This window comes from Spirosoma spitsbergense DSM 19989, from assembly GCF_000374085.1.
Taxonomy (GTDB): domain Bacteria; phylum Bacteroidota; class Bacteroidia; order Cytophagales; family Spirosomataceae; genus Spirosoma; species Spirosoma spitsbergense.
The window spans coordinates 52198-67322 of the sequence record NZ_KB893400.1 but is presented as its reverse complement, the minus strand read 5'-3'; the positions used below and the strand labels follow the sequence as shown (position 1 = coordinate 67322).

Here is a 15125-nt window from a genome sequence, read left to right as displayed (position 1 = left end):
ATTATCTAACGGTTCACCGAACCAAGGCGCAAATTAAACACAAATGCGTTCTTAAAAAAATACAATATATTGGGATATTCTTTCACTAAACTAATTAGACACACGCGAATACCATGTTTTCTTTACGCTGATAAACGTACCGACGCCATTTTGATAGAGCGTACCAGCATCCGCAGCCATGCTTGCGGTAAATTGCAGTCCCCCTAAAATAGACAGGGGAGCAACCAAATTTACGTACGCTGAAAACTGACTTCGAATCGATTGATACGGATTATCGTACGTACCCAGATTACGGCTGAACGAAAGTTTAGTTTGATAGGTCACCGGGCCGGATAAGGTACGCCAGCGTATGGGTAAACTCCCTGCCAATCCGGCATGGAACACGTACACCCGGTTATTTGCCGTAAAAGTGCCGTATGGATATTGGTCCTGAGGCCCAGGAGCAGGGGCGATAAAAGGCGTTCCGATGGTATGTTTTCGGTAAGCCCAGCCATCCCGGTACTGCTGATGATTGAAATAATCGTCTTTACCCCGCCGATTGGGATCATCATATACAAATACGTCCCCCCCCTGGCTGGTTGTATTCAAAAACTCAAACAAAATATCACGGACAACTGCCTTCGGGTTATTTCGTCGCAGTCGCACGCCGTTCAATCCGTCGGCAATATTCAGCAAATAAAACAGCGACCCGTCCTCATAAAGATTTTGCCTATACAGGTATAGTACATGACGCACCAAATCAACTTCCACGGCCATATCGATGGAACCCAGGTGATTCCCCACCCGATTGGTCAAATCAAAAAATGAGTACTGCTGCGTATCAGTCCGACCGTAGTTGAGCGTAGTCAATACATAAAAATAGTTTATCAACCCATTGGGCAGCTTACCGCCAACGGGTATTGTCCCCGGAATACCCGTCGGATCAGCCGCCTGCCCTCCCCAAACGGCCTGATGGTTCAGTCCGCCATATAAACGAACCACATCCCGTTGCCTTCCCAATCGCAGGTAAAGCGATTTCTGATGAAGCATGGTATTCTTAATGTAGCCATTCGCATCCAGATAGCCGTGGGCAAATGTACCCTGAACAGCCACCCATCCTTTTGTAAAACCAATGGGCGTGAAGTCCGGAATGGAAATTTGTATTTTAGGAATTGGCATCGCATTGCCCGACCAGGCATATGAACCCGTTGACAGCGTGGAATCAGCCAATCCAAACAGTTCCCGCCGACGCCCGATGTACGCTTCAAAAATTCCCCGACGCACTTTTACGTATGCTTCCGGCAACAGCACACTTTTTTCGTACGGTAGCAGGCTTTGGGTTGTGTTGGCCACAACAGTCAATCCATAGCCAACATCAAACTTCGCGTCCCGCCAGTGTCCGGTACTATGCCTACTGGTATCATAGTCGCTATACAGGCCAAGGCGCAGGGTTGATGTAGGGGAGCGATTTGGGACAATTCCGTACTGATTGGCCCGTAGCCAGAATGGTGTTTCGGTAGAGGAAGAAAAGTAACTGCCTGCTTCGGCGCTATATTGGGTAGGCTTACGGATTGGTTGAGCCAGTAAACAGGGAGGGATAATGACAAAAAAAAACAATACGACTAAAAAACCTGACCTTGAGCAAGTACGCATTGACTGTCGGGTATAACGTGAATGAACGCGGTGACAATAATGATGCCGACCGTCAATTTTCCTATGGATGTCTTTACTTTCCAGATAACACCTGGAAAAACAACCCGCAATTACGTAAAAAAGACCCGTTCATCGCTCGGGTCTTTTTCATTATGTTCGTGAACGGCACTCAATTACTTCTTCACAATTCGGCTAACAGCCCGCTGTTGATTGACTTCAATGACAGGAATATATACCCCGTCAGATAGAGAAGTGGGTTTCCATTCCATAGTATGCTGACCGGCCGATTGGTTTTCATCCCGTAACAACTGCCCTACTACCTTACCCTGCGCGTCGGTAACCCACAGGTTCACTTTTCCTTCGGCAGGTAGATAGTAGTTGATGGTGGTTGATTGTTCAAACGGATTGGGAAACGCGGCAAGTTGCAGCGAAGGCTCCCCATTCACCTGAACGGCCTTTATCTGCGCCAGGAATGTACTGCCCTGCTGCGCTTCAAAACCGGGTAGCATCGTTACAGACTGGCCTGCTCTGTACTCAACGCTGGCGGTCTTTCCAACTCTACCGGTAGCTACAATCGTTTCAACAGCCTGCTCCAGGCGTTGATCTGCGTTTTCATAGCTAAGCTGAATACGTAATGTCCGTTGCGGTTGCTGCGCCAGGCAAGTCAATGTGAGGCAGCATCCCATAAATAGGAATAAAAGTCGCATGTTATCTACGGGCTTTTGGTTGAAGTTTATTGACTCGCTGCTCCAGTTCTGCGCTTTTCTTTTTGAGGGACTCGTTCTGCTTCTTCAGTTCAATTACGTAGAGCGTGAGTTCTTCTACTTTTTCCAGCAGTTTGGCCTGCATCTGCCCAACGTCTACGCCTTCTTTTACTACCTCTTCGGCCGAGGGTACACCGGGCAGGTGCTTTTTCTGATTGATATACGACTCAACCTCTCCCAAACTCCGCAGTTTATACCCCTGGTCAAAGACCTTATCCGACCAGGCAGCCGTATTTTTAACCGCTACTTTTACTTTCTCTGTCAATATTCCGTCAGCTACATATAATTGATACCCAGCGGGTGTTTTAGCGACATTACCGATGAGTACACCCCCTGCATTCGTGTTTTTCAGGTTTTCACCTTCTGCCTGCCAAAAACCTTCATCAGCACCAACCCGACCTGCTCCACTGGCATTACCTAACACCACATCCCCGTTAGCGTCTACGGTAAGATATTTGGTGGCAGTTATCGTTACAGGACTGGTGCTTTTTAGATTGGTTAAACGTAAGCCAGATGTGTTGGCAGCATTGCTCACTACTTCCAATTTGTTTGCAGGAGCGGATGTGCCAATGCCTACGTTCGCAGCATTGCCTAGTACCAACGCATTGGAGATAGCAACTCGGGATGATGCGCCAATAGCTACGGCGTTAGTTAAACTATTAGCCCCTGTAGGTACACCTGCACCAAATCCTATAAAGACATTGTTAATTCCCGTATAGTTGTCGAAGCCAGAATACTGACCAATAAAGGTATTCTGAATGCCTGTGGTGTTATTGAGTGCTGCTCCGTCTCCAATAGCCGTATTACCGAATCCCGTTGTTGTACCACTTCCTGAACTATTACCCATGAACAGATTGTACTTACCACTCGTATTATTAAATCCAGCCTGTTGTCCTAGGAAAAGATTTCCTATACCGGTTGTATTATTTGCTCCAGCTACCGAACCAATAAACACATTGTATGCTCCAGATTGATTATTTTGGCCAGCCTGATACCCCATAAAGGTATTACCTGCCCCAGTGTTACTTGTCCCTGTATTTGCGCCAACGAACGTGTTCTGAACCCCGTTAGCTCCTGAAGAGCCAGATAGTGATCCCAAATAGGTGTTACCCACTCCTGTAGTATTAGCACTTCCGGCATCTGCTCCCACGAATGTGTTATTGCTTCCCTGTGAGTTGGCGTAGCCAGCCCCACTACCAAAGAAGGCATTGTAGTTTCCCTGCGTATTGAAGTAACCAGCATTGAAGCCTGAAAATGTATTGTTGTATCCTGCACCGTTTGTGTATCCCGCACGCGAGCCAATAAAAGTATTATTGTTACCAGTAGTATTGCTAAACCCAGAGCTATACCCTAAAAATGAGTTATTTTCCCCAGAACTGTTGTTGCTGCCCGCCGAAGCACCTACAAAAGCATTCTGTGTCCCGGACATATTCTGAATACCAGTACCGCGCCCGATAAATAAATTACTAGCACCACTCATATTCAAATTACCAGCTCCAACACCTACAAGCGTATTATCGGACCCAGGCGTTGCCGATGAGGGAGTAGTTGCTACGTAATTAGTTTGAGAAAAACCTGTCAGGCCTAACGAGCAACAGCCAATTGTTAGTAAAAACTTTTTCACATCTGATCTAGTTAAAATTTTTCCGTTCATATCCGTGATAATCCCCACAAAGGTTATTTTCTTACAAGACAAACCACAAGTATTTATCCTGCAAGTCCTTCTTCGCATCCAGTATGTGTATTAAAATACGTGCAATTTTTGTGCCGTGATATATCTTCGCTAAATTATTTTTGCTTGTAATAGCCTACAAATGTATACTTTTTAAAGAAGCAGTCAAATGGTTGATCTAGCATGAGATATCCACTTTCAAGATCGCTTAAGAGCTAAACACCAGATTGTCACGAAAGCAACCCACCGATTTATACCCGTTTCACTTCACATTCAAACTTCTGACTACATGAAATGGATAATTTCCACTACACTGACAATCAGCTTATTGTTCTTTACTCTTTCTTCGACAAAAATTGAACACTGCCTCTATGCAGATTACCAACAACCAGCAATAGGTTCCCCAATCGTTGCACCAATCAGTTCAAACTGGATAGCTACAGACGGGGTGGGACGTTCATTACCCACGCATTCCCAAGTTGGCAACTATAAAACGAACAAGTACGTTGGCATTTTCTATTTTCTGTTGCATGGACAGTACAATGATAAAGCAATATATAACATTTCAGCCATAACGAAAGCAAATCCAAGTAATCCAAAGTTTGGACCAGAAGCAACTTGGCACTGGTGGGGGGAGCCGGAAGTTGGCTATTTTAAGGCAGACGATCCCTGGGTTATCAGGCGTAATCTACAATTATTAACGTTGGCAGGAGTCGACATTCTTTTTTTTGATACAACAAATGCAGATCCTTATTTGTCTGTGGTAAACAAACTTTGTGAAATATCCATTGATATGAGGAAGAATGGCATGCCTACTCCATACATATGTTTTGTTACCTACACGAGAAGTGCCCAAACAGTTACCAATATTTATCAACAACTCTATTCGCAGAATCGATATTCGGAACTGTGGTTCCGCTGGCAAGGCAAACCGCTGATATTAGGCAAGGTTGAAGAAATGACCGATCCAATTATTCGGAATTTCTTCGCATGGCGATACAGTTGGGCATGGACAAACACTCGTAACGAACCACACCACTGGCAATGGCTTGATCGAACACCACAAAATTACGGTTGGGATAAAGACCCGGCCGTTGCTGAAGAAATACCTGTAGCAGTGGCTAGTCATCCCTTTGATAACAATATAGGTAAAAGCTTTCGACAGGGACGAGCCGGTATTATCAACCGACAAGGTACAACGCCCCAGACACAACAGGGTTTGTATTTCGATGAACAATGGAAACGAGCTTTAGATGTAAATCCTGCTGTGGTGTTTGTTACGGGATGGAATGAATGGGTTGGCCAACGCTTTGTCAATAAACCAGAAGCTGGCACCAAAACGAAAGCACCTAATTTTATGGGGAAACCCTTGAATCCTGGACAGACCTTCTTCGTAGATTTGTACAATTCCGAATATAATCGGGATATTGACCCCATGAAGGGTGGATATACGGATAATTATTATTATCAGCTTATTGCTAACATTCGTCATTTCAAAGGGATACCTCCTCCCGATAAAGCTAGCCCACCCCAAGCTATTACTATTGACGGAAAATTTGATGAATGGACAGCAGTAAGGCCCAACTTCGTAGATCCAGCAGGAGATGTATTGCATCGTAACTGGCTAAGGGCTGACAATAAAGTGAAATACGTAAATAATACCGGGCGTAATGACATTAGGTTCTGTCGGGTGGCACACGATAGTAAAAACGTTTACTTCTACGCCAAAACCGTTCGTAACCTTACCCGCTCAACGGATAAGAACTGGATGCTGCTGTTCATTGACGCTGATCAGTCAGCTAAAACTGGCTGGGCAGGTTACGATTTCCTTATTGACAAAGTCATAAAGAACAATAAATCTACGCTCAGTAGATGGAGTGGAAAAACATGGGTTCCCGTTACAACAGTTTCTTTTCGCTATACTGATAGCGAACTTGAGCTTAGCATACCTGTTACCATGATTCGCCAGACCAAAAACAGAGTCAGAATAGACTTCCATTGGGCTGACAACATTCTAAAAATGAATGATATAACAGAATTTTTCCAGAACGGAGACAGCGCACCAGACCGACGTTTCAACTATAGATATAACAGTGAGTAAAATTTACAGGGAGGAAATTATTATCTTGACCCCGTCTTTGTTACTTACGAAAAAATCATTAGATAGTTAGCTTGTATAAGTTTATTGTACCTTGAGCAACGGTAAAGCTATTTAAGTCAGTTTTCAGCCATTTATTATAATGATAAACGTTAAAGATTACGGAGCTTTTGGCGACGGAGGTCATGATGACACAGCAGCGATCCAAAACGCAATCAATTTTGCCAAAAGTCAAAGTTATCCAACGGGTGGTGGAACTTACCAAATCAGCGTTTTCTTCCCGGCTGGATTCTATTATATCACAGCTCCCATTAATATCACGAATGCTGTGGGTATCTGGCTTATGGGTGACGGGGGAAAGTATATAAGCACCAGCATTATAGGCGTTACTGGTCGTTCTATATTTGATTTTAGTGGTTCGTCAGTTTCAGGATGTGAAAATTTCACCTTTCTGTCAAATTCTGGCAATGGTGCTGGCCGTTCAACAATTGGAGTTCAATTTGCTCTAACCTCTAATGGAGGACTCAACTGTGGTATACGAAATTGCTATTTTCAACTACAGGATTTCCCAACCGCTAATGGTGGCTACGGTACTATCGGCATTTTAGGGGTTCGATCAGAGGAGTTTTACATTCATGAATGCCTTATCCGTGCCAACGTGCCTGTAATTTTAAGTAATACTACCCAACTTAATCTTTCGGGCACCGGCGCAACTTTCACTGCGTCGAGCACTTATCAAACTCTGTCAGCAGGAACCGGTTCAATGGGCGTCTTAAGTCTACAAGCACTATCGCTACAGAATTATGAAAAGAGACAACCAGCTTTGATATTGAACGGGACAAATAGTCTCAGTTTCCAAGGATATTTAAGTCGACTTACTGGCACTACGGGTTCAAATGAAACAGCTATTCTGTGTAATCAATACACTACGAATATGCGTATTCATGCTACAATTGAGTCGTTCTCTCAGGTTATTAGAGCGACGAATGGAGGATTTGAAGGTAATGAGATAACAGTAGTTTCCTCTAGTGTAACTACTCCAACCGCTCCCCTCGTTGATGTGACAGGATGTACGATTCGAGGACTCAAGCTGCGTATTTCTCTCCCTATATCGGCTGAGCGTGATAACCGTTATGTGGTGTATTATGCACCTGATGCTAATGCAAACCAGCCATCGGCTGGCTCAATTATAGATAGCGAAATTACCTGCTACGATATTTCTTCTAACCAGTATATCATTTCGCCCAACCTACTTAAAAATTCAGCTAATGTAGTTTTCAATACGTCAATTCCCTTTGAAAAAAAGGGAGGAAGGAGTCGACAATTATCCAATAGTAAAGTCGGTGCAGGAACGGTTGGATCACCAACATCAGCAGCTGCATTTAGGTTTTTGCAAGCAGACAATCCTGCTTCTACCAACGGACGTGGAGGATATTATCGTGTCTGGCTGGACGGAGTCATTCAAGCCGGGAGCTATGGTTCGGCGTATGGAGCAGTACTTTCTTTTCAGGCACAAATTATTGTCAATCAGAACTATTTAGGTATTCTAGATTTACCTTCTGCCACAGTCATTATATTAGATAAAAGTGTCACAAATCCATCTTTCATTGACATTAACGGCGTCATAGTTGACATCAATTTCAATAATCGAATTGGCACCGTAACTGTTACGCCAAGAATGTCAGGGAGCTCAACTGGGGAACCTGTAAATTATGAAGGGTATGCCGAAGTACAAAGTGATTTTTTGGTTTACGACGTTATTCCACTCTAGAACTGTTTAACCAAAAATTAGGGTGCATACTTATGCGACACTTCAAGGAGACAGGAAGCCGTTCTTCATTGCGTCCTATCTTGTAACCGACATACTTCGCCAACGTTCTTACAAGTTGAGCTGGTATCAACGTCTTATATCCATTTCGAATAAGGTATTTCCATTCCTGAATAATATACTTAAAACCTTCGGACTCAGCTCTTGAAAATTCACCTAAGATTGCTCTTTGCTCGTGGTGGAACACCCCAATGTCAAAATAACGTTTAAACTCTTCTACAACTGTATAATCGTGTGAGTGAAATACCTTTGATTCTGCGCAGTAAGCTACTGCTTTCCCCTGTAGTATGAAACGGGCAGCTACTGACACGTCTTCCCCTAAAATTGTGTCAGAAGGGAAGCCGCCCACTGATTCCAGATCAGTCTTATGGTAAGCAGCAAAGGAGTTTGAACAAGAACAGGTCTTTATACCCATTTTGGGGATAAGAGCTTTCGTCTTTATCATACTACAATCAGGGTAATTTGTTAGACGGGCAAAACGGCCAAGAATACCTGTTTCAACATATGGTATCTGTCTTCCGTAGGCCATAGCAATATTACCCTGGCTATTCAGCATCTTCACTAACCTCTCTAAAGTATCGGAAGAGGCTGGTAATGCATCTTGAGTCATAAATATGATTATGTCATGTTTCGCTAAACGGGAGCCTAAGTTCCGACTGGCACCATGATTAAAAGAAGCCTTCTCTATTTGCACTAGTCGTACATCCCACTGAGAAGCTATAGCTTGCGTATCATCTTTTGATTCTGAGTCTATTATTATTAGTTCGTGCTGGATAGTCTGCTGATGCAGACTATCCAGTAAAGCAGGTAATACTGGAGCAGCATTATAAGTGGGAATGACAACGGATACCATTAAAACTTCACTTTTATGTTCTGACAACAAATGAACTTTACAAATTCACTTCAACAGACGCTTAACTACACTTGACAAAAGAAAAAACCGGTTAATAAAGCGCTTCGTAAACCCATATCCATCATCACCCGTGGGTGATGCGTTGCTTCCATGTCTCACATACTGAATTAATGGTTTGCGGTAGAAAAACGCGTTGCCTTTAACTTCGACAAGTAAGCCAATCCACCAATCATGCATATGAATGTAGTTTGGGAAGGGAAGAACGTATAATAAAACCTCACGTCGAAATGCCATACAGCAACCCATATAAGAATTCCTATACAGATTTCTCAAAAAACCCTGTCGACTGCGCCTAAAATTAAAGAATGATGCGTGCAAAACAGTTCCAAAGTTGTCAACAACTTCACAATCAGACAAAACCAAATCATAACTTTTTAACAGCGAACTCAAGATAAGTACTTTATCAGGAAGCCATATATCGTCTTGGTCGGCCAGAAAAACATAGTCACCAGACGTATGTTTGAGCGCATTCTCGTAATTTCCCACCGGACCCTGTCGGTATTCGTTAACCACTATTCTAATTCGCGGATCTCCAAACGAATTTATCACTTGTAATGTGTTATCAGTCGATCCATCATCTGATACAATAATTTCGTCATCTACGCCTATTTGTTCTAAAATTGATTGTAATTGGCGTCGAATAAAAAACTCTCCATTATAAGAAGCTACACACACGCTAATGCTTGCCATATGACGAAATACATTTATAACCCTGATGTCTTTAGTGCTTTTGTATTTAGCCTTATTTTAATCTTACGGGTTAGGAAAAAACTGATTCCGATGTATGTAGGTACAACGAAGAAAAACAAATCAAAGGATTGCGTAACTGCAAGGTTTACGTCACCAAGTATCGCTCCGGCGAGGTGTAAAAAGCTAGCCATGTAAACAAAGTAGAAAGCACTGGATCGATTCAGTGAAAAGAAATAGGTCCTCATAGACGCATATATATAACCTACTAGCATACTGAAGGGAAAAGAGGCCCAATAGTAGAAGTAAATACGGCCTTCAATATAGAAAGGAGCGTTAGGGCCTACTGTTATTGAAGAGTTATTACCGGGCATACGTAAATTATCAACCATAATATTGCCGATAGCCTCTTTGTACGGCTGTAGGCGGAGAAAGCCAAGAATAGGATTTGTTACAACAGAAATGTAATCCAAAGACGAATACTTTTCAAAATACGCAATATTAACAGGTTGATAATAGTACAGAAGAGAATCTGCACTATAAAGAAAACGTTTTATGAAGCCTAAAAACGCCCCGCCTAAATCACCGTTTTCTTTGGTGAGTACAGTGAAAGCGATACCCAAGGAGGCAAAGATGGCTACGGGCAAGTAACGCTGAAACTTTTTCAATACTAGTTTTTCACTTGCAAAAGCGGGGTGATATAAAACCAATCCCGAAGAAATAGCAATTTTGATCAATGCTGATTTTGAGCCATCCAGAGATGAAAAAAACGCAACAACCATTAATAAAAATAGGTACGATTTGTTTTTCTTTGTAAGGTAAAGATATACAAGACTAACACCGACAAATGTCCCGGCACTCCAGTTTATCTTTCTAAATATTCCAAATCCTTGCTGGAAGTTAGCAATTTTAGATTCAGTAGGCGTGTCAGACAATAGGGCAAACCCTTTACTATAGCCAATAATAATATTTGAAAATATGTACAGGACTAAAAGCGTATAAGTGGTCCAACGTAACAATGATACATCGTAGAAATCAAATTTCTGCTCGGAGGGTACCGGTACGCTATCACGGAAACTAAAGTTACGATAGGCTACTACAAAACCGAACCAAAGAAAAAGTTGACACCCAAAAAAATGGACGATATCTTCCGTATTTGGAATCACTTCTATAGCCAGAAAGCTGGCAAATGAAGTAGCAAAGACCCAGCTAAAAAGCGGGTCAATAATAGAATATAAAAATTTATAGTAAAGTAAAAAATACAGAGCGAATAGTACAGCTATCCAGCCCAAAATAACGGGCAATACATCAAAATCTATTGTCATGCCTCTCTTCTTTTACAGCCCAAATTTCATTTTACTGCAAAACGTCATTAACCAAATAATCTTTTCAAAATAGTACTTACTTTTGAAAGATTATACTGACGGAGCTTAAAACCAATCATACGCCGAAGCCAAAAGTAGCTCATTACCCACTTACGCTCTGCCCCTCTGAAAAGGTTACTATGGACTTGCTGCATTTCTGCGTATCCCTGGCGAAACTGGTTTTCACTTATCCCATCCCCTCCAAAGCTACAAACAGTTACATCCATAACTTTGTGCGGAACGTTATTTAATGCTAACCTTAGATTAAATTCATAATCTGATGCTATCCTCATAGTTTCTGTATACGAAAAATTGGTAAAAATGTTTTTTTCGTAAAACATACCTTGGTGATGTACCTGATGGCGCATCAGGTAAGGTGATCCTAACAGAGGAACAAGAACTTTTTTTTGTTTTACGCAGTCAACACTACCTACGATAACTTTAGTATTGCTGTTTTGTACGTTTATTATTTCTGAAACTTTCAGTAATGTGTCAGAGTTATACAACTTATCATCAGCACCAATAAAATAAAGCCATTTCCCGATAGACAACTCAACACCTACGTTCAAACCCGCATAAAGACCAATATCAGGCCTTACGCTGACTACTTTTTTAACTATGCCATTGCTCTTATTTATAATTTCCAGAGTATTATCATTACTACCTCCGTCTACTATAATTAATTCATAATCTAAAAAAGTTTGTTCAGCAATGCTTTGCAAACAATTGTTCAAGGTTTTTCCACCATTGAGTACCGTAATTATAATTGATATTTGTGGTTGATGCATTGTAGATAACAGAAGCAGAGATTAATGATTCGTTTTCATAAAGATTGGGCAAGTGTTGGTAGTGCAATCATAAATTTTGAATGCGTCCAATCTCAAAAAATAGCACTATGCGACTTTCTATTTATATATTCGTTATTTCAGAGATAATAGAAAAAAACAGCAAACTAAACACGATGTCCATAGGCCAGATATCTAATTTTCTTTTGCATATAGTAAACACTTAAAAATGCGGACAGAAACATATTCTTCCATTTGCCCTTAACGTGGTATGTCCTTACTCGATTTGTTTCTTCTAAAGAACGTGAAAGGTTGCTACTAGCACCGCCGGTAGCGCAATAGGCTATTGTTATCGGAACGTATAAAGTTGCGGCCTTTTGCATATAAAGTCGCAAATGAAGGTCGTACTCAGACACGATTTTCAACGTAGTGTTGTAACGAAAATTAATGAACAAGGAAGTGTTATAAAATGCACTTTGGTGATGAATCGTGTTTTGCAGTATGGTTCTTGGTCCTAGAAATGACCGCATTTCATGCCCATTGTCAAACATTACTTTGCCAAATACTATATCAAACTTGTTATTCAAATTTTTTTGAATTTTTTTTACAATGTCTGGTTTCAGTGTATCATCACCTCCCAAAAAGTAGATCCATTTGCCGTTGGCTCGATCTATGCCTTTGTTCATTGCGTCGTATATACCTTTATCTGGCTCACTACACCAACCGGCTAGTTGATTTTCATACTTCTTTATAAGTTCAATTGAGCCATCCGTACTACCACCATCTATAATCCAGTATTCTGTTAGTTCTCTGTCTTGGTTCAAAACGCTTTGAATAGTTCTTTCTAGTGTTGTTGCAGCGTTAAAAACTACTGTGATTATAGATACAAGTGGCCGATTCATAATTATAGCGAATAATGCTGGCAGTGTACCATTGGTATTTATAACAAGTAACCAATGTAACTTTATCATTAAGTTAATAATCTTCCAGATTTTCCTTCAGACAGATTACCCAAATTTACGCACTTACATACTTATGTAATACTTTTGTAATGAAAGAACGCCAAATTGAGCATTTGAGTAGAAGAGTTGACTCACTAAAAGTTAGTTGCTTTTTCATTAGTAAGGCAATTTAAATATTCAATTCATTTAGAACGGTTGTCTCCTCTCACAAGTTCTTTGAAAGAGATAATTTAATAAATAAATACTACAAAGAATTTCCTGATATCTATCTGTGACTTTTACATACAAGAATGGGATGTATGGTAATTTTGGCAAAATCCAAGTTGGATGAAGTATCCCCACCCAAACGTCAGACCTTCTACAGAATGTCTCAGCAAGTTCGGTGTTATTGAAGGCATTTCATGTGCAAGTCGGCATCCTTCATGTGTCTCAATGTTTCGGCTGGAGCAATTTTGATAGTAAAATGATCCCTAAACTTAACCTAAACACTAAGAATATTAGGATCGTAGAGTTTTCGATAAATACTTGAAAAATATAAACAAGTAAAAAACCTTTTACAATTTAAGGTATCATCAAAACTATGAGTAAAGATCGTTCGGAAACTTGGTATACAGTTCCATTCAAACAATCCGTGCCTCAAATAACAGTAATCATAGCAACATATAATGTTGAAAAATATTTGGACGAATGCCTATTAAGTGTGTTAAATCAAAGTTATAAAGACTTTGAAGTTATAATCATTGATGGTGGTTCAACCGATGATACGGTAAATATTATTAAGCAATACAAAGAGAAAATTTCTTATTGGATAAGTGAGCCAGATCAAGGAATATATGATGCCTGGAATAAAGGATTAAATAAGGCCAAAGGAAATTGGATTTCCTTTGTTGGAGCAGATGATCAACTTCATCCTGATGCTTTTTTAATGTATACAGAGCATATAAATCAACACCTCAGAAAGGAGGAGTTAGAATTTGTATCTTCCCGTATAAATATAGTCAATGAAGACTTATCGCCAATATGTACAGTTGGAGAACCTTGGACATGGGAAGGTTTTCAGCGTGAAATGATAACTTGGCATGTTGGTACTTTTCATTCGAAACGATTGTTCGACAAATACGGGATGTTTGACAAGAATTACAAAGTATCTGGAGATTACGAATTACTTCTTCGGCCAAAAGACAAACTAATAACTTCCTTCGTCGATCAGATAACGGCAAAAATGCGTTCAGGCGGTATTAGTAGTGTCAACCTTATAGAAGCTAGTGCTGAAACTTATGACGCTAAAGTAAAAAACGGGATACTATCAAAAAACAGAGGTAAAATATTAAAGTTTATCGACAAATTTCGTCTGCTTGTCAGGAATGTCACAGGATGGAAGAAATTCTAGAACTAAACCACTTTGTTTTTGATACTGTTACATTGAAAATAGCCAGATTATAGATTTTCCGTAAATCACTATTAGACTCAAAAGAAAAATTCAATGTCTATCTTCTTAAATGTGATGGCAAAATACTGATCATAACACCGGTGCGTTTTTGAATTCCTAAACTATCTAAGTGATAAGTAGTATCAAAAAAATACCTATCACTCAGTACAAAAGTTTGAGCATTCCCCAAAATTGGACATTTTAGTTGTGCATTGTATTGAGAAGACAATTTAGATATAACTTCGATGTTTTTCATATAAGCTGATTTTGAAAAACTAGGATAAGTAAAAAACACGATAGCACCTTTCTTATTAGCACTAACTATAAAATCATTGATTTTCGAAATCTCTGAAGAATAATCTTTATTTGTAAATACCGTATTATCACCTATTTTTTCTGAACCAGGTTTGCCGAAATGAGATGTCAAATCTCCTTCCTTGCTGAAACCATACCTATTATAAATAGGATCAGACTTTTCACCACTTATTAAACGATAAAACAACGCACTGATGCATCGCTGAACAGATTGGATATACAAACGTATCAGATCACCGTTTGATGGACTTAACGAGAAGAAATCAAGAGCTTCAGGATTTACATCTATCAATTGAGCTGCCAGTTTAAAGTTTGTTTCTGAAAGAAAATATTCAATTGACAGTACTACTACATCACCTTTTTTCAAACCAAATAACGCTTCATTCAAAGGGAAAGACAAACCTAACCCAGCATGCAACCCCATATTTATCACTGCTCTTCCCGTTGAACTTGCCATTTTTTCACTGTTGATTCCAAGAGCAAGGTTAGACCCTCCAACAAAAACCAGTCGATTATTATGAATTTCCTCTAACCGACTTTCTTTGTCAATTGAAGCAGCTACGTATACTTGGTTATCGCGTACTGTGGGGGCGACAAACAGTATCATTAGGTAGGTAGACAAAAAACATAATCCTACCACTGTGATTCCAACCTTCATTATTTTAAAGCCTTTCAT

At 40.4% G+C, this 15125-nt stretch carries 12 protein-coding genes; 3 read left to right on the top strand and 9 right to left on the bottom strand.

Annotated elements, in window-relative coordinates:
* Positions 1-90 precede the first annotated feature (90 nt).
* The 3 genes from B157_RS0103440 to B157_RS0103430 all read right to left on the bottom strand — a co-directional run bounded on the left by B157_RS0103440 (position 91) and on the right by B157_RS0103430 (position 3876).
* The gene (locus B157_RS0103440) at positions 91-1632 is read right to left on the bottom strand and encodes a capsule assembly Wzi family protein (protein ID WP_026308457.1); all 1542 of its coding nucleotides are present in this window, start codon (positions 1630-1632) and stop codon (positions 91-93) included.
* 173 nt (positions 1633-1805) lie between these two features.
* The gene (locus tag B157_RS0103435) at positions 1806-2339 is read right to left on the bottom strand and encodes a T9SS type A sorting domain-containing protein (protein ID WP_020601984.1); all 534 of its coding nucleotides are present in this window, start codon (positions 2337-2339) and stop codon (positions 1806-1808) included.
* Position 2340: 1 nt separating this feature from the next.
* Positions 2341-3876: a hypothetical protein gene (locus B157_RS0103430; protein WP_020601983.1), complete on the bottom strand. Its 1536-nt coding sequence runs from the start codon at positions 3874-3876 to the stop codon at positions 2341-2343.
* Between the two features lie 481 nt (positions 3877-4357).
* Here B157_RS0103430 and B157_RS0103425 point away from each other — a divergent pair, with 481 nt between their 5' ends.
* Positions 4358-6169, top strand: coding sequence for a hypothetical protein (locus B157_RS0103425; RefSeq protein ID WP_020601982.1), 1812 nt, complete (start codon positions 4358-4360; stop codon positions 6167-6169).
* A gap of 139 nt (positions 6170-6308) precedes the next feature.
* The gene (locus B157_RS0103420; RefSeq protein ID WP_020601981.1) at positions 6309-7937 is read left to right on the top strand and encodes a glycosyl hydrolase family 28-related protein; all 1629 of its coding nucleotides are present in this window, start codon (positions 6309-6311) and stop codon (positions 7935-7937) included.
* Here the strand turns inward: B157_RS0103420 and B157_RS0103415 are convergent.
* The 5 genes from B157_RS0103415 to B157_RS0103395 form a co-directional block, all read right to left on the bottom strand.
* A complete protein-coding gene (locus B157_RS0103415; RefSeq protein WP_020601980.1) occupies positions 7924-8847 on the bottom strand; it encodes a glycosyltransferase family 2 protein in 924 nt (307 codons plus the stop codon). The genes B157_RS0103420 and B157_RS0103415 overlap by 14 nt on opposite strands.
* Before the next feature lie 45 nt (positions 8848-8892).
* Positions 8893-9597: a glycosyltransferase family 2 protein gene (locus tag B157_RS0103410; protein WP_020601979.1), complete on the bottom strand. Its 705-nt coding sequence runs from the start codon at positions 9595-9597 to the stop codon at positions 8893-8895.
* Between the two features lie 14 nt (positions 9598-9611).
* Positions 9612-10919 (bottom strand): hypothetical protein, encoded by a 1308-nt coding sequence (locus tag B157_RS0103405; protein ID WP_020601978.1) that lies wholly within the window; start codon positions 10917-10919, stop codon positions 9612-9614.
* A 47-nt stretch (positions 10920-10966) separates the two neighbouring features.
* The gene (locus B157_RS36660) at positions 10967-11746 is read right to left on the bottom strand and encodes a glycosyltransferase (protein WP_020601977.1); all 780 of its coding nucleotides are present in this window, start codon (positions 11744-11746) and stop codon (positions 10967-10969) included.
* A 164-nt stretch (positions 11747-11910) separates the two neighbouring features.
* The gene (locus tag B157_RS0103395) at positions 11911-12645 is read right to left on the bottom strand and encodes a glycosyltransferase family 2 protein (protein ID WP_041951881.1); all 735 of its coding nucleotides are present in this window, start codon (positions 12643-12645) and stop codon (positions 11911-11913) included.
* Between the two features lie 640 nt (positions 12646-13285).
* On the opposite strand from B157_RS0103395, the gene B157_RS0103390 reads away from it, so the two are divergent.
* Positions 13286-14095 (top strand): glycosyltransferase family 2 protein, encoded by an 810-nt coding sequence (locus B157_RS0103390; RefSeq protein ID WP_020601975.1) that lies wholly within the window; start codon positions 13286-13288, stop codon positions 14093-14095.
* A 97-nt stretch (positions 14096-14192) separates the two neighbouring features.
* Here the strand turns inward: B157_RS0103390 and B157_RS0103385 are convergent, their stop codons facing one another.
* A complete protein-coding gene (locus tag B157_RS0103385) occupies positions 14193-15125 on the bottom strand; it encodes a hypothetical protein (RefSeq protein WP_020601974.1) in 933 nt (310 codons plus the stop codon).